This window comes from Tunturibacter psychrotolerans, from assembly GCF_040359615.1.
Classification (GTDB): domain Bacteria; phylum Acidobacteriota; class Terriglobia; order Terriglobales; family Acidobacteriaceae; genus Edaphobacter; species Edaphobacter psychrotolerans.
This window is the reverse complement of the sequence record NZ_CP132942.1, coordinates 5,529,378-5,553,916: the sequence shown is the minus strand read 5'-3', so window position 1 is coordinate 5,553,916 and position 24,539 is coordinate 5,529,378. Positions and strand designations below refer to the sequence as shown.

Genomic DNA, 24,539 nt, shown 5'->3' with positions numbered 1-24,539 from the left:
GGACCATCTTGCCGACCACTTCTATCTCTTCCCCCGAAATCTCGTCACAAGACATCCTCGATGGATCTTCCGAGGTTCTTTCCGCCCATCCACTATCAACATTTCCCTCTCCTGGATTTGCGGACGGCCTCGACTTCTCACGACGCGCCAATCTGATCGAACTGATGGACATGCCGTGCTCGTACGAAGAGCTTCGCGCGTGTTTGCACGATATTGCGCGGGTGAACCGGCTTACGCTGGCGCAGCGGCCCACACTCGGCTGGCTTGAAGAGCTGGTGTCAGCGGGGCCTGCTTTGTCTGCTCCGTTGCGCATCGTGGATGTTGGCTGCGGCTACGGAGACACGCTGCGGAAGATCGATCGATGGGCGACGAAGCGCGGAGTTCCCGTCAGGCTTACGGGGATCGATCTCAATCCGGATGCGATTCGTGCAGCGCGGGAGTCGACTCCGTCGAGCCAGCAGATTGAGTGGCTGGTTGGGGATGCGCTGGCCGATCATACGAATGGGCCGATCGATGTCGTGATCTGCTCGCTGCTGACACATCACCTGACAAACTCGCAGATCGTGTTGTTTCTGCGCTGGATGGAGCAGACGGCGCGGCGCGGGTGGTTCATCGACGATCTTCATCGCAAGCCGATGCCGTACCACCTCTTTCGTCTATGGGCACGCGTGGCCGACTGGCATCCTTTTGTGAAGAACGATGGACCAGTGTCGATCCGGCGCAGCTTTGTTGCGGAGGACTGGCAGGGGCTGTGCGCTGCCGCAGAGATTAGCGACGAGTCCGTCTCGATCAGGGAACATCGTCCTGCGCGGCTTTGCGTGGGGCGGGTGAAGTAAGTCGATATCTTTGGTATCTCAGTTTTAATTAAGGCCGGCGCGCAGCGCTGCAGCTGCGAGGAAGAGGCCGAACGCTGTGATCGCCGCCCAAGTCCGCGCTGTGTCGAGCCGTTCCCATCTGTTTGATCATCGCTTGCCAGCCCTCAGGCGGCTCTGCGGTCTTCCAGGTTAGTATGGCCTGATTTATCGGTACAGTGCCGGCAAGCGTGATCGAGATGAACACAAAGAGCGCGAGCAATCCCGCGCAGCGGAAGTCCAGCGCCGGGCGCAAGCGCTCAAGCAAAGTCACTGCAATCCCAGAGATCAGCGCCACGCTAAATATTGCAGGCACGAGGACACGCAATCTACGAATCAGCGCTTGGCGCAACTGGATCTGCGGTTCTGGATGGATGCTGGCGATGGGGCCGCGAATTCCGTAACGGACCACGAACTCCTCGCCTGCCAGGATGCCTGCGCAAAGCAAATTAACGAAGCCAAGAACCTCGATCAGCATCAGACTACAGTTTCGGTGATGCGAACGTGTGCGTCGGTGATGTGAAATCCGTGCTTTTCTATGTCATCGAGACATTCGCGGGCGTCTACCCCGGGCGTCGGTTCTCCATCGCGGCTAAGGGTTATCGACCTGAATGGATTCCACGGGGCATATTTGGATGGCAAATTGGCTCCTGTCGCATCCTGAGTAACGCCGAAGACCCGTCCTGGTCCTCGAAAGATATGAACTTGCATTTATTTACGCTCCCTGACTGGTGCCGAGCATAGCATTGGAGATGAGACAGAGGCCAGCGCGCAACGAGGCTCCTGGATGTCAAATTTTCGTGAGATGTACTTTGGTTTCGAGGGCCTTTTTTCATGTTCGTTCGTAACACTGCTTCTGCCTTTTCTGCCTTTGTTCTTTTTCTCTTCGCTACAGTTGGAGTGCAGGGCCAGCGGCTGCCTTTGGGTGTTCATCCCGAACACTATGGCCTTACGATTACGCCGGATCTCAAGGCTGCGACCTTTAGCGGGGAAGAGACGATCGATCTGGTGCTGGACGTGCCGAGTAAAAGCATTACGTTGAACGCTGCGGAGATCAAATTTGGCGAGGTGAAAGCTTATGCGTTGCCGGTCGCTGCGTATTCGTATGGCAAGTTGGGGTCGCAGCCGAAACCGCTAACGCCGATGGAAGTGGATCGGCATCCGCAGATCGCGGTGACGACGCTTGACGGCGAGAAGGAGCAGGCGACATTTAAGTTTCCGGAGGAGTTGGCTGCGGGAAAGGTGACGCTCGAGATTCGTTACACGGGAGTGCTGAACGATAAGCTGCGTGGGTTCTATCTTTCGAAGACGAAGGTGCGCAACTATGCGGTGACACAGTTTGAGCCTACCGATGCGCGGCGTGCGTTTCCGAGCTTTGACGAGCCTGCGCTGAAGGCTACGTACGACATTACGATGGTCGTCGATAGTGGGGATACGGCGATCTCGAACACGAATCTGATCTCGGATAAATCGGGGCCGGTGGCGGGGAAACATACGCTTCGATTTGCGACGACGCCGAAGATGTCGAGCTACCTGGTGGCGTTTCTGGTGGGCGACTTCAAGTGTTCGGAGGGGAAGTCGGATGGGGTGCCGATTCGTGTGTGCTCGACGCCGGATAAGGTGGGGCTGACGAAGTTTGCGCTGGAGTCGGCGAAGTACGTTCTGCATTATTACGACACTTATTTTGGGATTAAATATCCGATGCCGAAGCTGGATATGATCGCGCTGCCGGACTTTGAAGCAGGCGCGATGGAGAACTTCGGCTGCATAACATATCGCGAGACGGATCTGCTGGTGGAACCGAAGATCGGGACGATTGGGGAGAAGAAGCGTGTTGCGACGGTGGTGGCGCATGAGACGGCGCACCAGTGGTTCGGCGATATGGTGACGATGTGGTGGTGGGACAATCTGTGGCTGAATGAAGGCTTCGCGACTTGGATGGAGACAAAGGCGGCGGCGGCGTGGCACCCGGAGTGGAACTTTGCCGAGGATGATGCGCAGGCGCTGAACGATACGCTGGACCTTGATGCGCAGAGGACGACGAGAGCGATTCGCGCGACGGCCGATACGCCGGATGAGATCAATGAGATGTTTGACGGGATCTCGTATGGCAAGGCGGGCGCGGTGATCGGGATGGTGGAGAACTATCTGGGGGCGGAGGTGTTTCGCCAGGGGGTGCAGAGCTATCTGAAGGCGCACTTGTATGCGAATGCGTCGGCGGAGGATTTCTGGAATGCGCAGACGTCGAACTCGCACCTGCCGGTGGATAAGATCATGTCGAGTTTTGTGACGCAGCCGGGTGTGCCGCTGCTGGGGTTTGGCGAGCGACAGGCGGGAGGGTTTCCATTGACGGGAAGCCGGTTGTTCTCCTCGATTTCGGAGATGCGTCGGCCGATGGGCGGTCGCATGCCGGAGTGGACCGTTCCAATTTGTGTGAAGACGGAGGGACAACCTGTCTGTCGAGCGATGACGCCGGACTTTTCAATCTTCCATCCCCATATGCTTGAGGCAGAGGGACTGCCTTTTTTCTATGCGAATGCTGGAGCGAAGGGCTACTACCGCACGGTTTATACGCCGGCGCAGTTCGAGGCAATTGAGGCGAGGGCGGAGGGCTCGCTGACGCCGCCGGAGCGGATTGGGCTGTTAGGCGATCGGTGGGCGCTGGTTCGCTCGGGAGAAGTTGCGGTGGGAGATTATCTGGGTCTGGTGTTGAGGTTGAAGCAGGATCCTAGTGAGGCTGTGATCGATACGGCGCATCAGGAGATTCAGAAGCTTGACTCGGATATTGCGACGGATGAGGACCGTGCGGAGCTGGCCGCAGTGCTTAGGCGGCAGTTTGGGCCGGTGTATAGCGCGCTTGGAGGTCCGGCGAAGAAGGAGTCGTATGATCGGCAGCAGATTCGCGGGACGCTGTTCGAGTTGTTGGGGGAGGCGCGTGACCCCGCTGTTCTGGCCGAGGCGCAGATACTGACGGTGCGTGTGTTTGCGGCGGGCAGCGAGAAGGATAAGACGCTGGATTCCACGCTTGCGGACGCGGCGGTGCAGGTAAGCGCGGCCCACGGTGATGTGGCGCTCTATGACAAGGTGCTGGCGGTGAGCAGAAACTTCAGCGATCCGGCACAGCAGATCGACGCGCTGCGGCTGCTGGTGCAGTTTCGCGATCCGGCGTTGGTGAAGCGGACGCTTGACCTGATTGCTTCAGGAGAGGTTCGAAACCAGGACAGCGGGACTATGCTGACGTCGCTGATGCGCCAGCGCGAGACTCGCGACCAGGCCTGGGACTATGTCCGGAAGAACTGGGAACAGGTGCGGGCTCAGTTTACGGTCTCGTCCGGGGCCGAGGTGGTAGAGGCTACAGGATCTTTCTGTACAGAGAAACAGAGGGACGAGGTGATTGGTTTCTTCGCCGCACATAAGGTTGCGGCCGCGGAGAGAACTCTTTCAAAGGCAGTTGACAGCATCAACGACTGCATTGAAGTCCGGGCGGTTCAGGAGCCGAAGCTGCGTGCATGGTTGCAGCTTCAAGCAAAGTGAATGAAGGCGGTCTGTACAACTTAAGTCTAAGTAAAGTCGGCATATATCCGACTCGGGGTCGATGGGAGGAGAGGGACGCGTCAAGTCCATGGGAGGGCTGATGTTGCAGGGGCGTGGTCTTAGGTCTGAGAGGCTGGCGGCCGGTAGTTTGTAGACGGGGAATTAAATTATTAAGAGTACCCAAAAGTGTTATGAAGGGAGCAGGATTCTGCGTTGACTTTCAACTTTCGTAACGGTACCTTCCCAATTGAGGACACAAATGAAGAAAACCTGGTTCGTACTCGCCGGCATCGCCCTCGTCTCGTCCGTCGCCCTTCCGCTGCACGCTCAAGACGGATGCGTGAACTCCCCCGAGAATCCGACTGCAATTCTTGCAGTTGTAGGCTCCGCAGGTGCATTTTTCGTTTCGGTACGTGCTCGCATTAAGGCTCGTCGCAACTCTTCCAAGTAGCATCTCACTGGGACTTGCCACCTAACTCCCCCGGTGCGCAGCCTGGACCAAAATCTGTATGTCAACTTTACCCGCTACCGCTGAAGTCAGCCCACTCCGATCGGCTGGAGCGGAGGGGCTGAGCGCATCCAGGGCCGCGGGATTTGCCGCGCTTATCGCGATCCTGGGCCTGTCCACGATCTTTTCTACCGTAGGGGCTCTATGGACCTTGTGGACCATAGACCCCCTGAAGTCGATTGGAATGTTTATCCCGCTCGTCAGCTTCGTGCTGGTTTTGCGGGCCTGGCGTTCGCTCGGATGGGAGATGGAGGGAAGCTGGTGGGGCCTGGTCATCCTTGTGGTCACGGCAGCTGTCGTGCATATCCGGGATCAGGCGATTCTGGTGTTTGTCTTCTCTCCGAAGTGGTCGATTTACATTCCTCCTCATTCGCTGGTGGCCTTTGCATACGGCGCGGGGGTGGTCTTGCTGTTTGGCGGGACGCGCCTGTTTCGAGCGGCGCTATTTCCCCTCATCCTTCTGTGGTTTGTTAACCCGATTCCTCACATCTTCAACGTGCTCGTGGATCTGCCGTTGCAGCGCGCCTCGGCTCACGTGGCTCGCGCGTTCGCGATTGCGCTCGGCCAGCCTTTGAGTCCGGACCAGCTGCGGCTGATGTTCACGCCGGAGTTCGGGATGTTTATCGCTCCGGGATGCAACGGGATTCGCGGCGCGGTGACGATGGGGTTTATTGCGTTGATCGCGGGATATGTCTATCGCTTCCGCTGGTACGCGCATGTGGCAGTCGTGGCCGGAGCCGTACTACTGGGTTACGTCTTCAACTTCGCACGCCTCTGCATCCTGGTCTTGTACTATTTGGTGGCGTTGCACTTTCACTCGCTGCAGAGCAAGGCTGAGATGGGAGACTATGTCATCGGAGCGTGCCTGTTTCTGGTAGGCACCATGTTGCTGTTCGATGTTGTGCGCCGTCTGAGCGAATCTCCGGGGCAGATCAAGCCTCCCGCTCTGAGTTCGGTGTCCTCAGCCGGTACAGTGCGAGGGACTTCCTTTTATCCTCGCTTCGCAGGAATGCTTGTGCTGACGTTGTTCAGCTGTTACGGAGTTGCGCGGGCGTACGTGCAGACGCATAGTGGCGCGGCCGCCGCCCAGAGAAAGATCGACGATAGCGCCCCCGGACAGTTCCCGGAGCGAATTGGAAGTTATACATTGGCGCGCTCATGGAACGAAAACTTGTTTGCCGGTCCGCTTATCTACCATTGGGCGGAGTACGCTCCGGCGGATGGCGGAGCCCATGTGTCGGTCGGGGTGTCTCCGGTGATGGGTTCACACGATACGTTGATCTGCCACTCTGCGCGTGGGGAGGATCCGATTTGGCGGGACCAGCTAACGCTACCCACCGCTGGGGGCGCGATCGGTTTTTCGGGTTCTTTTTTCAATGACGGCGCGACCCAGTATCTCGAAGCGACTACTCTCTGCAATGGCGGTTCGTGTGGAGAATATTCGAGCGACCGCACCCACTTTGGCTTCGTCTATAGTAAGCCGAGCTCTCAGTCGTTGTTATTGCAGGATGCACAACGTCCGATTCCGGTTCTGCTGAAGGTTGAGACGATCGATACAACGCTGCCGACGGAGTTGGCGCGCCAGCAGATGACGACCGCTCTTCGCTCGTTCCTCGCTTTCGCCGATCTGGGTGGTCTTACAAAGCCTTACCGTCAGTAACCGCAATGACTATGGAACTCTTGGCCCTCCAGTGAAAATACTTCTGCGCAACTCTCAGGGACTCTTCAAAGCGGTGATGGCTGGGGCGCTGGCTTGTTCACTTGCCGGATGTGGTGGTGGCGGTACAACTTCAACTCCACCGCCGGTAACTCCACCACCTGTAACGCCGCCTCCTGTTACGCCGCCTCCTGTTACGCCGCCTCCTGTAACCCCACCCCCTGTAACGCCGCCTCCCGTTACGCCACCGCCGGTGACTCCACCGCCTGTCAGCAATCCCGGGGTGAGTTTTTCTGGCAAAGCATTGGCGGGCTCTCAGCCGATTGTTGGAGCGGCCGTTCAGCTCTACGCTGCCGGGACCACCGGAAACGGCTCTGCCGCGACGGCTCTGCTCTCTAGCGCGCTCACCAGCGATTCGACTGGAGCCTTTACGGTGGTTGCGGGATATTCCTGTCCGGCGGCCACCTCACAGATCTACGTTGTCGTTCGTGGGGGGCAGGTCGGAAGCGCCGTAGCGAATTCAGCGATTACGCTGGCCAGCGCGCTTGGTGCCTGCAACCAGATTGCGGCCGATTCTCAGTTTGTCATCAACGAGGTGACGACCGCTGCTACGGCGTGGGGGCTTGCCCAGTTCTTCGGCACTGGAGGCAATGTCGGGGCGAGTTTGACGAACGCGCAGGGTTTGGCGAATGCGGTGGCAACGGTTGCGAATCTCGCGAACCTTACGACAGGAGCTTCGCCGGGAGCGACTTTTCCGCCGACCGCAGCCTCTCCGCCGATGAAGGTTACTCCGCCGATGAAGGTTAATGCAGTTGCCGATCTGCTGAACAACTGTACGACTACGGCCTCAGGTTGCGATGCGCTTTTTTCTGCGACAACTCCCAATGGAGGCACGGCTCCCGACAATACGTTGGATGCGGTGCTTAACCTGGTGCGCAATCCGGGAAACAACGTCGCTACGCTGTTCGCGCAAATGCCGCCAAGTGGGGCGCCACCCTTTACGCCGGTGCCCTCCAAAGCTCCGGCCGACTGGACCCTGTCTATCAACTATCACGGCGGGGGCATCGATAAGAACAATCCTTCGGGCGTTGGCGTCGACGCTACTGGAAACGTCTGGGTGTCTACATATTCGGGTCCCGTGGCCGAGTTTTCGACGACCGGAACCCCGATGTTTTCGAGCGGCATTACCGGCGGTGGCCTACTCAAATCGGATGCGCTTGCCGTCGATCCGCAGGGTAATATCTGGGTGCCGGATGGAGGCAGTCCAAGTGTCAACGGCGATTTTGGGAGTGTGACGGAGCTGAGCTCGACGGGACAGGTGCTCTCGGGCGCGACGGGATTCAGCTCCGGTGGAATCAGCTATCCAACGGCAATCGCGATTGATACGAATGGGACGGTTTGGATACCTGATTACGGGAATTCACGGGTTACTTTGCTCTCGAGCGCAGGTCAGCCGCTATCTGGAACAGGGGGATATCAGTCGCTGCAGTTCAGCTTTCCGCTTGCGGTTGCGATTGATGCCAGCCATAACGGTTGGATCGCCAACTTTGGCAACGATACTGTTAGCAAGGTTTCTGCCGATGGGAGCCGGATAGCCAGCTTCGCGAGCGGCAATGGGCCGGATGGTATCGCGGTCGATCAACGCGGTTATGTGTGGGTCGCGAATCAAACCGGAAACAGCATCAGTGAGCTTGCCAACGATGGAACTGTTGTCTCGAGCGGCTATAGCGATAACAAGGCCAGCATACTCGCTCCGCAAGGGATTGCGATTGATGGATCGGGTAGCGTGTGGGTTGCGAATCTGCATAGCCATGCAATCACTGAACTGTCGGGTTCGGCGGCTACCTCGCCTGTCTCTCCTGGCACGATCCTGTCGCCGGCGGCTGGTTATGCGTCGGACGCCGGTTTCACGGAGGCGTATGCAATTGTGGTGGACGCCAGCGGCAATCTTTGGGTGACCGACTTCAACAACAACACGCTGACGGAGATTGTTGGGTTGGCAACTCCAGTGAAAACTCCTCTGGTGGGGCCGCCGCAGACGCCTTAGCGTGATGCTTCTCGCCTGTGAAGCTACCGCCTAAAGATGGTTCAGGCGGTAGCATGTTCGATGGCTGGCTGCTATGGCTTGATCGTGAGCATGACTACGCCGTGGCTGGGAACCTCGGCGGAGTACGCTCCGGTTTGCTTGCCGAGATCGTTTGCTGTCCACAGGTTTCGAACCGATGCGGAGAGGCTATCGGGATAGCCGATGTCGGTCCATGAGACAGCGATCTTCGTCGGCGCGGGGCCGCGGTTGAGAAGGACGACGGCGCGGCTTCCATCCTGTAGCTGCTTGGACCATATCTCCTGGTCACCTGTCTTTTTCACTCTGCGTCCCTGCCTGCCGAGTGGGTCTTGGTCGATCGCGATGACTTCTTTGTTGAGAAGGATCTCCTTGGTGTCGGCGGTCATGTTGGAGATGTCGTTGCCCGCAAGCAAAGGCGCAGAGAAGAGAGCCCACATGCTGAAGTGTGCGCGATATTCTTCTTTAGTCATGCCGCCGTTGCCGACCTCGAGCATGTCCGGATCATTCCAATGGCCTGGTCCGGCGAAGGTCTCCAGCCCATTCATCTGGTCGATGATTTGTGTGACGCCGTTGCCGCCCCAATCTTTTTTGCAGTCCCAACAATCTTGAATGTCTCCTGTGGCGCGCCACAGGTTTCCGATCGATCCGGCCCAAAGCCAGGGCTTGGTCGACCCCCACTCGCAGATGCTGAAGACGATGGGTCGTCCAGACTCGGCGAGCGCGTTGCGCATCAAGGTGTAGGAGGATTCGCTGTTCTGTCCAGGCAGGGTGTTGCACCAGTCTTCTTTGAGGTAGTCGACGCCCCAGTTCGCATATTGTTTTGCGTCCTGGTACTCGTGGCCGATGCTTCCGAGACGCTTGGCGCAGGTCATGGTGCCGGCATCGCTGTAGATGCCAAACTTCAACCCTTTTGAGTGGACGTAGTCGGCGAGCGCCTTGATGCCGGAGGGGAAGCGCTCCGCGTCAGCGACGATGTTGCCGCTTGCGTCACGGCCTGTCTGCCAGCAGTCGTCGAGGATGACGAATTGGTAGCCGGCATCCTTCATGCCGCTGCTGACCATTGTGTCTGCGGTCTCGCGCACGACTTTTTCATTGAGCCCCTTACAGCCGAACTTGTTCCAGCTGTTCCATCCCATCGGCGGCGTCTTCGCCAGTCCGTTATCCAGGGCTCGCCCTGAGGATGGCATCACAGCGACTGCGATGATCGCCACACACATAGTCAAAACGAAACGAACTTTACGCATTGCCATTTACACCTCATAGGACAGCGAGATTCATTCTGTGAACTACACGAAATTCTAAACGCTGCTTAAGACAATCGCGCATTTGAGCGGTGCAGAACGAATCACTTTGGAAGTAATCGCTTTTCGTAACAGAGGAAGCGCAACCCTGGCCTGAACTCAAGGTTGATCTCTCCGGCGAGAACGTAGCCGAGCTTCGGAAAGAGCCGCCGGGTTGCTTCGTTCTGCATGTTGGTGTCGACTCGGAGGACAGTGATGCCGCGCTCGACTGCAACCTCTTCAGCTTTTTGCATTAAGGCGCCGGCTGCCCCCTGGCCGCGAAAGGCGGGATCGACTGCGAGCCTGTGTACAACGATCGCAGGTTCCTCGATGTTCCAGCCAACCTGCTTATAGTCGGGCTCCTGATCCATCGTCACAGCAGCGACTCCGGCGATGTTCCCGGCCACCGCGGCGACCCACAACTGATTTAGATCGATATCGCGCTGGAAGACGGCTTCGTTCGGGTAGGTTTCGTCCCACTGCAGGTTTCCTGTCGCACGCATAAGTGGAACGACACGCCGGACGAGGGCCATCAGCGATGGGAGATCTTCTTTTGTTGCCAGCCGAAACTGCATCGTCTTCCCAGCGTATCAGGAGCGTCGAAGCGAGAGCCGAGTAGCGATGATACGGTGCTGGCGTAGTGACGCTACATGATTCGGAAGCGCTCTCGCATGAGTCGTTGGAAACGCGGGCGCCAGATGAGGTCGTAGGCCAACTCTTTTCCGGGGAACATGGCCAAGGCGGCTTTTCTGGTGTCTGCGATCATCTGGGCTGCTTCGTCGATCGTGAGCGACCCATCCTGCGCGATCACCTGCATCACCATGTTCATCATCATCTGCATTCTGCGGATCAGCTTCTGTTCTTCTGCCCGCTCTTCAGCACTGATTGCAACTGGTTCAACATTTGGCCCATTCAACTCCATCGAAACCTCCCGATCAAGTCAGCTACTCACGGATTAGATGCGTCGACAAGCTCTCGGATTTTTCCATCCCGTCCCAGCAGGAATGTGGTCAGGCCGAACTCATCCGTTCGATACAGCTTAGTCCGAGCTTCCGCAATTCGTTCGACCACTTCGTAGCGGGGGTGACCAAAAGTATTCCCCTTGCCGACCGAAACGACTGCGTCCTTGGGAGCGGCGGCATTGAAAAACTCCTGAGTCGTCGAGGTGCGGCTGCCGTGGTGGCCGACCTTCAGGAGAGTGACTGGCACGATTCTTCCGTGCGCGAGCATCTCGCGTTCGCTGGGAGCTTCTGCGTCGCCCTCCAACAAAACAGAGGCGTTGCCGTACTGCATTCGCATCACCAGCGAATCGTTGTTGACGGGATCTCTGGGATTGGCGTAACTGGTCTCGGGCGCGAGCATCGTGATCTGTGTTCCACCCCACGCGAGCTGCGTGCCTGCGTAGAAGTGGCGCACGGTGATGCCGAGATCTTTTGCTTCGCTCAGAAGCGAACGATAGGCGTCAGAGTTTGGGTCGATGCTGACCCAGAGTTCGCGGGGACGGAAGTTGCGGAGGATTGCGGGCATTCCGCCCATGTGGTCGCTGTGGGCGTGACTTAGCGCGACGACATCGAGTCGGCGAAATCTGCGTGACCAGAGATAGGGCGAGACCACTTCTTCGCCGACGTCGAAGCGGCTGGTGGCTTCGGCTGCTTCGGTGACTCCGCCGACGGGGCCGCCGGCATCGATCAACATGGTCTCACCGTCCGGTGCTGCGATGAAGATGGAGTCGCCCTGGCCGACATCGATTGCGGTCACCTCCATCATGCCTGGCGATACGACCGCGTGTTCTGGCCAGAGTACGAACGCCGCGACGATTGGCAGCATAATGACTGCAGCCCACGCCCATGCGCGTGATTGCCGTACAGCCCAGCAGCAAAAAGCCCATGCGGCTACTGCCATCGTGGAGACCCACCAGACTGGACCAGGTACGCGCAGATCGGCTGCGTGAACCGAACTGATATGGGCGATCACTCCGGTGACTCCGTGGAGGAGAAGAGCTGTCATTGCGCCGGGGAGTAACGCGATCCAGGGGCTGACGAGAGAGGCACAAAATGTAACGACTGCAGTGGGTGCGAGAATCGCTACCAACGGCACGCTCAACATATTTGTGGGGACCGCAAACATGGTGGCGCGGTGGAAGTAGACTGCCATCGGTAGCACCATCACCATCTCTGCGACTACGCCTATCAGCGATAGCTCCAGCGCCCAAAGAGTGCCGCGGACGATTGCTGCGGGCAATCTGGTGGCCCAGTGGCCTAAGATGTTGGCGATGGCTTCGCTCCACAGTCGGAGCATAAGACGAAACTGTGCCACGCGAGGTGGAAGTGCTGCATCGCCCCAGCGATCCCAGAGGTGCTCCGCGGCACGGGCGTAGGGCAGGAAGCTGCGCTCTCCTAGCGGGATTGCAATGCCGCCGATGGCGACGATTGCGAGAAAGGTCATCTGAAAGCTTGCCTCGAATAAGGCGCTTGGAGACAGTACCAGGACCGCCATCGCCGCCGCGCCCAAGGCATTCAGCACGTTGCGGTCTCGCGTTAGCAGACGCGCCAAGAGGAAGACAGTTGTCATGAAGAGGGCTCGTTGCACCGGCGCACCAAAGCCTGTGAGCAGCGCGTATCCAAAGGTGAGGACTATGGTGAGCAGCGTTGCGAACCAATCGCGCAACTTCAGTCTGCTGGCGAGCCAGAAGACAAGGCCGGCAAGCAGCCCGACGTGCATCCCTGAGACGACAAAAAGATGGAAGGATCCGGTGCGCTCAAATCCTACCCGCTGAGTTTTGTTCAGGCCGGCGCGGTCGCCGAACAACATCGCGTTCAGCATCCCGCCGTCGTCGTCGTTGAGTCGGAGGACTCTAGGGAGTCCACGATTTGCCTTCGAATGAATGTAGCCGAGAACGCGCCCGGAAGCCCAGCTTTGCGCCGCGAAGACTCGGCACTGCCACTGTGCTGCTCGGTCAGACTGCAGAGGGGGAGCGAGGGCAGACTCTTTGAGGATCGAGACCTTCGAGGCTCGCACACTGGCGTGAGCGCCTATGCCTTGCGCGAGAAGGTAGTCCGCGTACTGCCATGCTCCGGGATCGCGGTAGTACTCGGCCACTTTCATGCGCATGGGGGCTTGTACGAGATCACCGCACTTGAGCGTTGGAAGAGCTGAGGAGAAAGTTGGAGCGAGGCTTTGTGCTGAAGGTTTGTCAGCGACGATATTGATGCGAACGCCGCCTCGGACGGGGGCCATCCATGCAACATCGGGCGTGACCTCTTCGACGGAATCGACCTGAATATCGACCGAGAGTGCACCGACCGCTGCGGCTTCCTCGGCCTCCTCTTTCTCGGCCCACCATCCGACCTCTTTATCGTGATCGGAGTCTTCGTGTTGCGGAGCCAACTCGCGGACTCGCACGACGCGGCCTTGAACCTGCCTGCTTAGGCCATCCGCGTAGGCTTTGAGAGTGTGTTGCGTTGGAGGAGCCGGTTGCAGCTCCGCGCAGAAGAGGCCAAGTGCCATCCACAGTGCTGCTAGTGGGAGGATTGCGATTCGAAGAGACCATCGCAGGCCGGCAAAGGCTAACGCGCACAGCAAGAACATGGCGAGGAGAAGGATGACGGTTGGCTTGTGATTGCGTGCCATCACCTCGCCCAGTGCGAACCAGCAGACTGCGGTCAGAAGAGGAGCGCGGCGGAACTGGAGTGCGGGAACACGTGCCACTGCCTTCGGCCAAAGATCGGGGTTCGGCTCGGTCGTTTTTCCGGTCTTCAAAGCTCTGTCTGCGGACCGCACTCACTAACCATTTCAACACAACGGGGTCATGTTTATTTACGCAAAACTACTACTGTCTCCAGATGAAACGTCTGAGGAAACAGGTCTACGAGATGAAGCTCTTCGAGCTTGTAGCCTGCGTCAACCAGCATCTTCAAGTCGCGAGCCAGAGTCACCGGGTCGCAGGAGACGTAGATGATTTCGGGGGCTGCAATTCGCGCCAGTAACGAGCAAACTTCGGTTCCGACACCGGCTCGCGGCGGGTCCACGACAATCAACTGGGGTCGTTCGCGTTGGATGACTGCGTGGCGCAGAAAGTCGACAGTCGTTGCTTCTACGGCGCGTTTGCCTGTTCCCTTGAAGGAGTTTATCAAGTCGGTGCCCGCGATTTCGACCGCTACGACCTGTCGGAATTTCTTTGCGAGGGTGCGAGAAAATAGTCCCACGCCGGCGTAGAGGTCCCACGCGAGTTGGCCGTTGCGATCTGCGGCGACGATTCGAACAAGTTCGTCAATGAGGAAGCGGTTGACCTGGAAGAAGCCGCCGCGGCTTATCCAGTAGTCTTCGTCAGCGGTGCGATAGCTTAGCCCGGTTGTGCCCCAACTCTCCAGTGGGTGCGGCTTCTGCACCTGGCGCTGAGGGCCGGTGAGTTTAATGAGAGAGGTGCCGGCACCTGCGAGCTCCGGTATTACTTGTTTCAAGTGCTCGCAGAATGCAGCGAGTCCCGGTTGATCCTTTCGGACGAAGAGGGTCATCTGAAGTTTCTTTTCGTCGCCGGTTGTAAAGAACTCCACTTCGACAGCATTGGTGAGCCAGCGTGCGGCGGAAGGAGTTTGCGCTGCCACATGTAGAAGGCTTTGTGCGGCACGCCAAAGGATAGGAGCCGAGATAGGGCACTCGTGAATGGCTAGAAACTCGTTGGTGCCTCGACGGTTGTAGCCTACTCTTGGAGTGCCGCCCAGTTCTTCGATACGCAAGCGCATGCGGTTTCTGTAATCCCATGGTGGGCCGATGTGACTCTCGATATTCGGAAGCGCCATCAATCCGGCGCGTTCAAGGGTCTCCTGCAGGATGGATGATTTTATCTTTACCTGCGCGGGATACTCGGCGTGCTGATACTGGCATCCGCCGCATTCTCCGAAGTGAGAACAAGTTGGTTTGACGCGGTCTTTGGACGGAGTCATTACCTGCAGCAAGGAAGCTTCATCGGGCGTTTTTTTCTGTTCAACGAGCTGCACTTCGATCAGTTCACCCGGTAGCGTAAATGGCACTAAGACTGTTTTGCCGGCCGCCTCATGAGCCAGGCCTGCGCCACCGTAGACGGCTTTTTCAATTTGTAACTTCATCCGTGGCTCATATAAAAGAGGCTGAGGCGAGGTAGTTTGCGGGCTTCCAGCAATCGCTTCTGGAGAAACTGCTGTTGCACTTGTTTGATCTGGACGGCCTGCATCTTGCCGCGGTAGGGTGCTAGTTCGCGAGTTGCCTGTTCGCGCAATGCCACCAGCTCTTGCTCTGGTGTCGCGGTCATCAAAGCGGCGAAGACCTTCTCTTCGAGCACGCTGAGGGTTCGGTCCAGCTCTTCGAGCGAATGCTTTGGTTCAGCGCGCAGGCCGAGAGCGAGTGCTCGTAGCCGGACGGCGACTTCAGCGGCAGTTGCGTCGGCTGGCGGATCGAGTTTTGCCGACTCGATGGAGATAGCGTTGTCTTCGAGATAGAGTGCGACGCGTTCGGTTTCAAAGCCGCTCTCTGCTGCTTCGGTTGCGTGATTGGGTGCGGCACCGACCGAGGCTTCCATCGCCTGTTCTACTGCTTCCATGACGCTCTGTGCGCACCATGCCAGTCCGTTCACTTTGCGGGTTCTGCTCGTCGCGCGCAGAGCTTTTGCATCATGCTTGTCAAAGGCGTTGTCGATTCCGCGCAGCACTGCTTCAAGTGGAATGTTGGCTTCGCGCCATGTCTCGATCAGCGCCCAATCGAGCGTCGAGAGCATCAGCAGCGAGCCGCGACGCTGCTGAAACCGCTCCTCGATCTCTGTGAAGTAATTGAAGTAGTTCTGCATGGGCTCTTCTACAGCTTAAGCCAGCAGAGCCGAGCGTGCCGAACGTCTTTCCGTGCTCAGGCTCCACGTCTTCTGTGGCGGTCCAGATTGCGCTCGTAGATGAGGCGCAGGCCAGTTAGTGTCAGCATTTCGTCCACTGCCCCGATGTACTTCGATCCGCTGGCGATTAGTTTTGCGAGGCCGCCGGTGGCAACGGTCTTCGTCTCGGGTCCCATCTCGGCGATCATGCGTTCAAGGATGCCATCGACGAGCCCGATGTAGCCGTAGTAGAGACCGATCTGGATGTTGTCGACGGTGCCGGTTCCGATGACCTTCGCAGGTTTTTTTATGTCGATGCGAGGGAGGCGGGCAGCGCGGGAGAATAGCGCGTCGGCTGAGATGCCAAGACCCGGGGCGATTGCGCCGCCGAGAAATTCTCCTTTTTTTGAGAGCGCATCGAAGGTGGTCGCGGTGCCCATGTCAACGACGATGCAGGGGCCACCGAAGCGTTCGAAGGCTGCGACGCAGTTGACGATTCTGTCCGCACCCAGCTCGGCGGGATTGTCGGTCAAAACGGGAATTCCGGTCTTCACGCCAGGTTCGACGAAGACGGGCTTGACGTGAAAGTAGAGTTCGCAGACCTGCCGCAGGGTTGAGTCCAACGGAGGCACTACCGATGAGATGGCGATGCCGTCGACGACTCCGATCTCGAGGCCTTTCAGACCGAAGAGGTTGCGCAGCAAAATGCCGAACTCATCGCTGGTCAGTTTGGAGGACGGGGTTGTAATGCGCCAGTTCGCCACGAGCTCCGATCCTGTTGTCGCTTCGCCTGAAAGGCGGTATAGCCCGAGGACGGTGTTTGTGTTCCCTACATCCATTGCCAGTAGCATCGTTCGATTCTCCCACGCTGTCTCTTCTAGAACGGTCGGACTCCGCCGGAGAGGACGGTGTGAAATTCTCCATCGTCTCCCGCAACGCGCAGAAATCCACGCGAGTCCAGCCCAGTCGTCACGCCAGTATATCCGCCTGTCTCGTCCACTCGAACACGTTTACCGCGCACCCAGGTGGAGGCTGACTCAAATCTCTCCAGCAGCTTTGGGCTAGTGGATGCGCCGCGCAGTTCGCCTTCGAGAAGCTTAATTTGTTGATCGAGAGCACGGAGGAGCTCGCTCAGCAGGCGTTCGCGGGAGTACGGGTTTCCGCTCTCGTGCCGCAGCGAGGTCGCTACCGCTTCAATATCCGGGGGGAAGCTCTGGTGATTTACGTTGATGCCGATGCCGACGACGGCGAATCGCAGCAAGGTTGGTGTGTCGGAGTGTGAAGCGATGGCAGAGGTCTCGACGAGGATGCCGCCGCACTTTTTTTCGGCGAGGAGAAGATCGTTCGGCCAGCGAATGTCGGGTTGGAGGCCGGTGACGGCGGCGATTGCGGCTTGTGCCGCGAGACCGGTGGCGAGTGAAAGCCAGAGCGCGTCGACGAGTGCCATCTGAGGGCGCAGGAGCACGCTGAGATAGAGTCCGTCGCCGGGGATCGAGTGCCAAGCGTGTCCGCCACGGCCGCGTCCTGCGGTCTGCTCGTCGGCCACCCAGACGCTGCCATGAGAGGCGCCCAACTGTGCGGCTTCGATTGCCAGCAGGTTGGTGGACCCTACCGTTGGGAGATGCTGCAAACGGTCTGCGAATGCTGTGCCTGTGAGCGCGGCCGCAACGGAGGATACGTCAAATGAATCGGCCACCCGGTCCTCAGTAGATATCCGCTGTGATGCGCATGCTCAGGTCGGTTGCAGCGGCTGAGTGGGTGAGCGCGCCGACGGAGACGAAGTCCACTCCGGCTAACGCGTAAGCGCGGACTGTCTTCAAATTCATATTGCCGGAGGCTTCGACCGGAACGTTTGGCAGGGTTGCGCGGATCTGCCTGATCGCTTTTTTTACCTGCGATGGCGTCATGTTGTCGAGCAGGATTGACTCTGCGCCGCCGGCGATGGCCTGGTCGAGTTCCGCCTGACTGCGGACTTCGACCTGCACGACTTGGCCGGTCTCGCGGCCTTCCAGCGCGCGTTCGAGCACTGTGGGGAGGCCGCCACCGAGCGAGATGTGGTTGTTCTTGATGAGGATGCCGTCCTGCAGGTCGAGGCGATGATTGACGCCTCCGCCACAGCAGACTGCGTACTTGTCGAGTGCACGAAGGCCGGGTATGGTTTTGCGCGTGTCGAGGACTTTTGTCTTTGTGCCAGCGACGGCTTTGACGAACTCGTTGGTCAGGGTCGCGATGCCGCTCATGCGCTGCATTAGGTTAAGGATCACGCGCTCGCAGGAGAGGATCGCCCGGGCGTTGTGGCGGATGACGGCGAGGGTTTGACCCTTCTTCACCTTTACGCCGTCAAAGATCTCGGGGTGGCTGATGACCTCGAATCGGCCTACGGTGGCGGGGGACATCTTTGCGAAGATGTCGAGAAAGACAGGGATGCAGCCGAGTCCTGAGACGACGCAGGCCTGCTTCGCGATGATGGTTCCGGAGGCTCGCAGGTCTGGCGGGATCGTTAGAGCAGTGGTGACGTCGTTGGCGACTTTGTCTTCTGCCAGGGCAGCTTCAAGGATGGTGCGGATCCGTTTGCTCTTCCAGTCCATTCTGTAATCCTAAACCTCTTATTTTCTGCGAAAAAAATCCTGGCCCTGGCTAGGGGAGGATTTTGCTGTTTACCGGCTATTTTCGAGGGTGTTTTGGATAAACTGCGTGTTTTGGCGTGGTGTTTCGCTGGTGAGATTGTGGTGAATTGATGGTGAAACGTGGTGTTTCGGACGCGTGTTTTCGCGGCGCTAAAAATGCGCCAGCTTTTCAAAATATTTTGTGGAAGAGCCCGGCCGGGATAGAGACCGGGCTTGTTGTGTGGCGCGAGATTACGCGGTTGCGTAGAGGCGGCAGTGTTCAAGGTAGGCGGTTTCGTGGCTGGCGATGAGCTCGACGATGCTGGTCCACATCCAGTTTGGGGCGTTGAGGGTCTTTGACCGGTTTCTGGTAAGCTCTGCCGCCCATCGCTTGCGGGTAGCAGCGTCCATCTGGCGGGCGTGGGCTTTTCCGACGATGCAGGCGAGATAGCTTGCCGCGTTGACGGCCTCTTCGCGGGTGAGGCGGTCGATCTCGAGCTTGAGATCCTGGGGCATGAGTTCGCGGAGAACGACCGGGCGTCCGAGGAACTTTGCGGCCAGCATGCGTTCGCCAAGATACGGAGACAGGTTGGAGGCACCGGTAACGACTCGCTGGGCGAAGTCTTTTGGCATGTCGGCGTTCTTCGCAGCGGGTGCGGCGGCTCGAACGGCCTCCTTGATGTCGACGAGGCAGTACTCCTTGTCTTTCTTTGGGCCTACGCCGAGCAGGACGGCGTAGCGAAGACGGCCGAGGGAGCTGCAACCCTTCATCCAGTAGGCGGCGTCGAGCACGCGGACCTTTGCGTTGTTGTCGCGGTGTTTGAGCGAGGTGATGAGCTTGCGTGCGTCGTCGGTCTCGAAGAGTTTCGTGATCTCTTCCTTCTCCTCGTCAGAGAGCGTCCAAAAGCGATCGCCTAGCGGGATGGTTGGTTTGACGTCTTCGATGCGCTCTTGTGCGAGATGGCGCCACTCGCGGTTGACCGCCTGATGGAGCACGGTCTCGACGGGGCGCAGGTTCTTTGGGTCTTTCGTCACCTTCTTTGCGCGTTGGGGGACCATGGCGCTGCAGTATCCCTTGACCATCTCCTCCATCATGAGGGCGGTGGTGACGCCGGGCAGGTCGGAGCCGCGGGCGGCGGTGGCGAGGGAGAGGCCGAGGCGGATGAGGTCGTGCGCGGGATTGCCGATGACAGTCTGGTCGAGGTCGCGGATCTCGATCTCGACTTTGCCGTCGGAGTTGGCGACGGGGCCGAGGTTGCCGACGTGGCAGTCGCCGCAAATCCATACGGGAGGGCCCTGGGGGAGCTTGCGGGCGGAGTCTTCCTTGAGCCATTGGTAGAACTGGAGGGTGTTTCCACGGACATAGGCGTGGGCGGAGCGTGCCATCTTCAGGCGACGGCGTTCTTCGAGTACAGCTTGGCGATCGGCAGGCTTGATCTCAACTACTTTTTTCCGCATCAACCAGTATTAGCAGAAAATTCACATTCGTTGCGTGTTTTGCGGAGACTTATGCGCTGAGTGAAAGTTTTTTCCATAGCGGGTCAGTTTGATGTGAACGACGCAATTGCCGAAAAGACGACTTTGCGGGAACTTGAGAACACACCGATCACTCAACGGAAGCGCGTCTATGAGGAGTAATCCCGATCGTGGACAGCACCGCGTAGCCTTTCGAAGTGACGAGTCTGCAGGGACACCATCGCAGGTAAAGTGAAGGAATCCTTGGACGCAGGCGATATCATGAAAAGAAGGTAGATAGGGAGATGAGTTGTTAGATAGGAGCAAGAGGCTCGGTGTAAAAGCGGTTAGCGCAGTGCTAGCAAGTGGGCTTTTGCTCGGGTGCTCCAAAGCACAGCCGGACATCGGGGCGCCACCCGATGCCCGGGTTTCTTTGTCTTCCCATGGTTTGCCTGCTGACTTCTTTCAAACAGGCTCGGACAAGTGTGCTGGCCAGATCATTGGCTATCGATTCGTTGTCTGGTTAAATAACGATAAGGTAGCTGTTGGGTTCAACATCAGCCCAAACTGCCGCCAGTCACGCGACCGCAAAGTTGATGGAATGGTACGTATCGTAGTCTTCGATCTGCGGGGAACCGTCGTGGCGAGCAGGGACATTCCGTACTTGGCTGATGGATACGGTGAAATGGTGGCTGACGGAGAGGCAGAGGCCGGTCCGGGCGGCACGCTGCTCTTTAGAATCCAATCGGTCAATCTCGACCCGCAAGGCACAAGCGAGTCCAAGTCAGCAGCTCTACTCCTCGACGCAAACCTGAAGGATGTCGCGCGGTTTGACCGCTTTTTGGAACAAACAACTTTCCTGAACCACGCTCTCGTGTTCCAGGAGGGATTCACAATCAATGGCCCTCGCACATATTCCGTTCTCGATGGCTCTCCGCCTGCGGAAGTCCAACGGTGGACACAGGATTGGCCTGCAGGGACAATGGACCGCAAGTTCGGGGAACATCAGTTGGCATACATGCTTTGTCGGCAAGAGCTTCGGCCAAACGTGTACTCATCCACGAACATCATCTACGCAGGCGCTAAGCGCCAGTGCTCAATAAATGTCGAAGCGGCAGACCGCGCGAACTGGTCCGTTCCCCTGAGAGAAGAAGGAACCGCCGCACTCGTCGGCTTCCTGAATGATGGAAGCGTGGCAGGTCAGATCAACGTCAAAGGGAGTCCGGCTGGCCGGCTGGTGATATGGAAGAAGGATCAGACGACTGTCCCTTTGCCATGGATTTCACATGACTACAGCGGGTCAATAGTCAACGCAACGGCTGATATGTCCCGCTACGCCACATTCGCTAATCGTGAAAGCGCATCATGCGAGAACTTTGGGAGAAGCTGTAGCGAAACCGGTCGATGGATAGTGTTCGACCGAAACTCGGAAAAACCGCTTGTGGATCGATCCATGCAAAAGAACGGGCGAGCGTCCTTATCTCCGAATGGGCTGCATTATGCCAGTTTTGAATCGGGTGAGCTTCGGGTCTATTCCTTGCCGCCTAGATAGGACGGCTCCTGTTGTGAAACATAATTAGCAGCTCCCTTCTCAAAAGCCTTTCCAGCTGCTTCAGGATTGGTACCCATAAGTCGGCTTCTCGTGAGTAATCCATTCGTCGCCGAAAGACGGGGTTTTCGGTAGCTTCTTGTGCCGGACTCGAAGCTGACCCATCCGCGATTTTCGTCTCTCGATAACTAGCGCCAGCGGAAGATTCGCAGGGAGATGGCGAAGGGGATTATGAGCCATGCGAGGAGGATGGCTACGGGCGCGATCAGCTGCTGGACGCTCATTCCCTGAAGCATGTTGCCGCGCAATGCGTCGATCGCCGCGGTAAGCGGGAGAGCCCGGACGAATGGCTGGATCACGGCGGGGAAGCGCGTGGCCGAAAAGAAGACGCCTGAGAGGATCCACATGGGCAACATGACTAAATTCATGAGGCCTGAGGCAGCTTCGATGGTTTTGACGCGTGAGGCTGTCAGCAAGCCCAACGCAGAAAACGCTAGTGAAGTTAGGACACAGAGAAACGCCAGTTGCACGAGCGATCCCCGGAATGGCACGCCGAAGGCAACGCGGGAGAAGCCGAGGAAGACCGCCACTTCAATCACCAGCATGACAAGACGGGAGAGCAGGAACGACATCAGATATTGCCAGCGAGGCATCGGCGAAGCTACGAGGCGTTTCAGTAACTTCTTTTGCCGGGCATCCACGATAGAAAATCCCATGCCCCACATGGCAGAACCCATCAGATTCATCCCGAGGAGACCAGGTATGACGAAGTCGATGTAACGCGATCCGGTTTCGTGAATGAACTGATTTTGCGTTTTGACGGCGTCCCGGCGGCCATCAGCATTCTGGATGGCTTGATCGGCAAGCAGACGCGCACTCCGTGCGTCGGGGTTAGTCGAGTCGTATTCGTAGACGGTCGCGTCGGGTTTCTGGATTGCCAGCAGCACGATGCGTCCGGTAGCCAGGGCCTTTGTGCCCGATGATTCGTCCATCGTGGTCGCTGTCAGGCCTTTGTCGCTGTTCAGCGCCTGTGTTAGCTGCGGGGTGGTTGCGCCGACTTGCAGGACGTCCGGCGGCCGGTTGCGGAAGGCGATGGCCAGGCCGGCGGCCAGCAAGATGGGAAAGACGAAGATCCAGAAGACTGCCTCCGGTTCGCGAAGAAAGAGCCGGAAGCGCATCATTGTCAGCTGATAGAGGCTGCTTAGCTCGAGCTTATTCATCGCGCAAATTCCTTCCGGTGAGGCTGACGAAGACGTCCTCGAGCGTGGCTGAATGCGTGCGAAACTCGCTCAGGTTCAGCCCGTGTGCGGTGAGTACGGCGAAGATCTGCGGTACTGCTGTGTGCAGTTCGCGCACGGAGACCTGGTGTACTCCTGCGGTGAGACGATGCGACTCGACACCTTGAATTGCCGTCAACAGCGCGGGATCTATCAGGCCGTCTCCGTTTTCACGATTGATTGCGGCGAACTCCACGATGTGCTCGCCGCCAACCGAAGCGATGAGTTGCTGCGGAGTGTCGAGCGCGATGATGCGGCCGTGGTCCATTATGGCGACGCGATCACACAGCCGCTCGGCTTCATCCATGTAGTGGGTGGTTAGGATGATGGTGCGGCCTTCCTTCTTCAGCCGGTCCACGAGATCCCACAGATGACGCCGCGCCTGTGGGTCGAGCCCCGTCGTGGGCTCATCGAGAAAGAGCAGTTCGGGATCGCCTACGAGAGCACATGCCATTGCGAGACGCTGTTTTTGGCCGCCGGAAAGAGTTCCTACGCGCGCGACGCGCTTTTCTTCGAGCTGTGCCGTCCTGATCGATTCGTCGACTGTGAGTCCGCGTCGGAAGAAGCTTCGGAAGAGGCGCAGCGTCTCATCGACTGTCGACTTCTCGGAGAACTGAGTTTCCTGGAGTTGGATGCCGATGCGCTGGCGAAGTTCTCCTGCGTTGTTGGGCCAGTTGAGGCTGAGCAACTCTACCTCTCCGCTGTCGGGAACGGTGAGCCCCTCGCAGATCTCAATGGTGGTTGTCTTCCCTGCGCCGTTGGGCCCTAGAAGGCCAAAACATTCGCCCGGCGTTACTTCGAGATCGATGCCATTCACGGCAACGACATCAGCGAACGTTTTGTGGACTCCACGTAATAGCAGCGCCGGACGGTCTGCCTGCGACTTTGTATTCAGCATGGAGAGGTCGCCTTTGGTTTGGACGGAGGCAGCTTGTCGAAGAGGATCTGGACAAGCTGATGTACGGAGGTTTGACCGACATCACGGAGAGCAGCATATTCGCTGATTTCGATGTGACGAATACGGGGATCCTGAAGGAGTAAGCCGATCAACTCTCTGCCTTCTTCGAGGCTGAGTCCTTGTTCGTGAGGGAAGTAGATGGCGGTCAGGTCGCTTCCGCGGAAGACGTCGATGTCCAGGTGCAACAGGATTGCAGCGGAGGGTGGTATCGCTGCGAGGATCTGCTGCGCTGATTGTCGAATCCCGATGCGCCGGAGATCGGCCAGGGAGGTTGACCGGATGCCTGTTTCCGGCGACTGCGAAGGGGTGGTCCATCCTACGAACGAGACCTGCGCAGGTTTGAGGGGGGGACCGTTCCAGAATGGAGAGTCATGTGTGAGAAACCAGACGGCGCAGGAGGCAGCGCTCTGACTGCGGGAAGAGACAGGCGCGGCGTCGTCGCAGTCTCCGTCGATGTAGAGGACGTGGATATTGTTTGATGTGACCTTGCTTAAGGCTTGGGCGGCGCCTACGACAACGCTGCAGTCGCAACCGATCAACAGCGGGATTTGTCCGGGCTGAGTGAGTATCCCGGTGATGTGCTCGCTCAGCAGGTCCCAGACAATTCGCGGGGCTGGCCAGCTTCTGATGGGAGGAACGGAGTGATGGGGAAGATAGCTGGGTATCGGGAGATTGCCGGCATCGACAGCGTTGCGACCGGCATCGTTCAGATGCTTTACGAGATCGGCGTCACGGTAGGCTTGAGCGTCGTTCTCGTTTCCGGGATAAAGCGATCCTGCGCGAAGCGGAACTCCGAGAATTACGTAAGTCGGAGTTGCCTGCTGTGCGTTGGGAGGCGGCTGGCCTGGACGCCCTTCGGCGTACGCGCTGTCCAGCGTGAGCCCAAGTGCAGCTGCGCCCGCCGTGGTCAGGAACTCTCGCCTCTTCATGCAGCACCTCGTTTGCGGCAAAGCGGTCTGAAGA

20 protein-coding genes are annotated in these 24,539 nt (G+C 58.2%); 6 read left to right on the top strand and 14 right to left on the bottom strand.

All coding sequences use genetic code 11. The features are described 5' to 3' along the window. Positions 1–8: 8 nt before the first annotated feature. Positions 9–836, top strand: coding sequence for a methyltransferase domain-containing protein (locus RBB77_RS23325; protein WP_353064091.1), 828 nt, complete (start codon positions 9–11; stop codon positions 834–836). Between the two features lie 28 nt (positions 837–864). Here RBB77_RS23325 and RBB77_RS23320 read toward each other — a convergent pair whose 3' ends face one another. Further along, on the bottom strand, positions 865–1,329 hold the full coding sequence (locus tag RBB77_RS23320; protein ID WP_353064090.1) for a hypothetical protein: 465 nt from the start codon (positions 1,327–1,329) through the stop codon (positions 865–867). 356 nt (positions 1,330–1,685) lie between these two features. Between RBB77_RS23320 and RBB77_RS23315 the strand changes: the two genes are divergently transcribed. The 4 genes from RBB77_RS23315 (at position 1,686) to RBB77_RS23300 (ending at position 8,597) form a co-directional block, all read left to right on the top strand. Further along, positions 1,686–4,385, top strand: a complete 2,700-nt coding sequence (locus RBB77_RS23315; RefSeq protein ID WP_353064089.1) for a M1 family metallopeptidase — start codon at positions 1,686–1,688, stop codon at positions 4,383–4,385. Between the two features lie 259 nt (positions 4,386–4,644). Further along, on the top strand, positions 4,645–4,836 hold the full coding sequence (locus RBB77_RS23310) for a PExPT-CTERM protein (RefSeq protein ID WP_183976887.1): 192 nt from the start codon (positions 4,645–4,647) through the stop codon (positions 4,834–4,836). Between the two features lie 58 nt (positions 4,837–4,894). Continuing rightward, a complete protein-coding gene (gene xrtJ, locus RBB77_RS23305; RefSeq protein WP_353064088.1) occupies positions 4,895–6,553 on the top strand; it encodes an exosortase J in 1,659 nt (552 codons plus the stop codon). Between the two features lie 31 nt (positions 6,554–6,584). Beyond that, positions 6,585–8,597 carry an NHL repeat-containing protein gene (locus tag RBB77_RS23300; RefSeq protein WP_353064087.1) on the top strand — a complete coding sequence of 671 codons (2,013 nt, stop codon included), beginning with the start codon at positions 6,585–6,587 and terminating at the stop codon, positions 8,595–8,597. Between the two features lie 71 nt (positions 8,598–8,668). Here the strand turns inward: RBB77_RS23300 and RBB77_RS23295 are convergent, their stop codons facing one another. The 10 genes from RBB77_RS23295 to RBB77_RS23250 all read right to left on the bottom strand — a co-directional run bounded on the left by RBB77_RS23295 (position 8,669) and on the right by RBB77_RS23250 (position 19,795). Next, positions 8,669–9,865 carry an alpha-galactosidase gene (locus tag RBB77_RS23295; protein ID WP_353064086.1) on the bottom strand — a complete coding sequence of 399 codons (1,197 nt, stop codon included), beginning with the start codon at positions 9,863–9,865 and terminating at the stop codon, positions 8,669–8,671. 95 nt (positions 9,866–9,960) lie between these two features. Next, positions 9,961–10,470, bottom strand: coding sequence for a GNAT family N-acetyltransferase (locus RBB77_RS23290; RefSeq protein WP_353064085.1), 510 nt, complete (start codon positions 10,468–10,470; stop codon positions 9,961–9,963). Positions 10,471–10,541: 71 nt separating this feature from the next. After that, positions 10,542–10,817 (bottom strand): hypothetical protein, encoded by a 276-nt coding sequence (locus tag RBB77_RS23285; protein ID WP_183976898.1) that lies wholly within the window; start codon positions 10,815–10,817, stop codon positions 10,542–10,544. Positions 10,818–10,843: 26 nt separating this feature from the next. After that, positions 10,844–13,654 carry a ComEC/Rec2 family competence protein gene (locus RBB77_RS23280; protein WP_353064084.1) on the bottom strand — a complete coding sequence of 937 codons (2,811 nt, stop codon included), beginning with the start codon at positions 13,652–13,654 and terminating at the stop codon, positions 10,844–10,846. 53 nt (positions 13,655–13,707) lie between these two features. Next, on the bottom strand, positions 13,708–15,000 hold the full coding sequence (rlmD, locus tag RBB77_RS23275) for a 23S rRNA (uracil(1939)-C(5))-methyltransferase RlmD (protein WP_353064083.1): 1,293 nt from the start codon (positions 14,998–15,000) through the stop codon (positions 13,708–13,710). Next, a complete protein-coding gene (locus RBB77_RS23270) occupies positions 14,997–15,713 on the bottom strand; it encodes a hypothetical protein (RefSeq protein WP_353064082.1) in 717 nt (238 codons plus the stop codon). The genes rlmD and RBB77_RS23270 overlap by 4 nt, the downstream gene beginning before the upstream one ends. A gap of 56 nt (positions 15,714–15,769) precedes the next feature. Then, the gene (locus RBB77_RS23265) at positions 15,770–16,582 is read right to left on the bottom strand and encodes a type III pantothenate kinase (protein WP_353064081.1); all 813 of its coding nucleotides are present in this window, start codon (positions 16,580–16,582) and stop codon (positions 15,770–15,772) included. A gap of 26 nt (positions 16,583–16,608) precedes the next feature. Beyond that, positions 16,609–17,427 (bottom strand): biotin--[acetyl-CoA-carboxylase] ligase, encoded by an 819-nt coding sequence (locus tag RBB77_RS23260; RefSeq protein WP_353064080.1) that lies wholly within the window; start codon positions 17,425–17,427, stop codon positions 16,609–16,611. Positions 17,428–17,434: 7 nt separating this feature from the next. After that, positions 17,435–18,319: a carboxylating nicotinate-nucleotide diphosphorylase gene (gene nadC, locus RBB77_RS23255; protein WP_353064079.1), complete on the bottom strand. Its 885-nt coding sequence runs from the start codon at positions 18,317–18,319 to the stop codon at positions 17,435–17,437. 270 nt (positions 18,320–18,589) lie between these two features. Then, a complete protein-coding gene (locus tag RBB77_RS23250) occupies positions 18,590–19,795 on the bottom strand; it encodes a DUF2252 family protein (RefSeq protein ID WP_353064078.1) in 1,206 nt (401 codons plus the stop codon). A 598-nt stretch (positions 19,796–20,393) separates the two neighbouring features. Between RBB77_RS23250 and RBB77_RS23245 the strand changes: the two genes are divergently transcribed. Next, entirely contained in the window at positions 20,394–21,344 is a 951-nt protein-coding gene (locus RBB77_RS23245; protein WP_353064077.1) for a hypothetical protein, read from the top strand. A gap of 185 nt (positions 21,345–21,529) precedes the next feature. Here the strand turns inward: RBB77_RS23245 and RBB77_RS23240 are convergent, their stop codons facing one another. From RBB77_RS23240 to RBB77_RS23230, 3 genes are read right to left on the bottom strand one after another with little or no spacing between them, the layout of a single operon-like run. Further along, on the bottom strand, positions 21,530–22,561 hold the full coding sequence (locus RBB77_RS23240) for an ABC transporter permease (RefSeq protein WP_353064076.1): 1,032 nt from the start codon (positions 22,559–22,561) through the stop codon (positions 21,530–21,532). Further along, entirely contained in the window at positions 22,554–23,516 is a 963-nt protein-coding gene (locus RBB77_RS23235; protein ID WP_353064075.1) for an ABC transporter ATP-binding protein, read from the bottom strand. The genes RBB77_RS23240 and RBB77_RS23235 overlap by 8 nt, the downstream gene beginning before the upstream one ends. Further along, a complete protein-coding gene (locus RBB77_RS23230; protein WP_353064074.1) occupies positions 23,510–24,505 on the bottom strand; it encodes an arginase family protein in 996 nt (331 codons plus the stop codon). The genes RBB77_RS23235 and RBB77_RS23230 overlap by 7 nt, the downstream gene beginning before the upstream one ends. Between the last annotated feature and the right edge of the window lie 34 nt (positions 24,506–24,539).